Origin of the sequence: Microbacterium sp. C7(2022), from assembly GCF_028823665.1 — a bacterium.
GTDB lineage: Bacteria > Actinomycetota > Actinomycetes > Actinomycetales > Microbacteriaceae > Microbacterium.
In genome coordinates this window covers 1-226 of record NZ_JAPEHV010000095.1, presented here as the reverse complement: position 1 = coordinate 226, position 226 = coordinate 1, and the positions used below count along the sequence as shown (strand labels likewise).

General features: G+C 23.0%; 1 protein-coding gene. It reads left to right on the top strand.

Annotation, left to right across the window (positions count from 1 at the left end; translation table 11 throughout):
• Positions 1-226, top strand: a 226-nt coding sequence (locus ON062_RS13735) for a hypothetical protein (RefSeq protein WP_274647704.1), incomplete at both ends; no start/stop codon positions are given.

Genomic DNA, 226 nt, shown 5'->3' with positions numbered 1-226 from the left:
AATAGATACATTTATTGATAATTTTAACCTTGAAGACAGTTATAAAATATTAATCCATTATGTACTTAGAAACATACCTGAACCAGAAATAAGAAAAAATATATGGAATAAAATATTGAGCTATGAAAAAGAAATGTTAGAAGATTTAATAAATCAAGAATGGTATGATTTCTATTTATCAGGATTATATGAGGAAGATAGATTAACAGATACAGACTTAGAAATA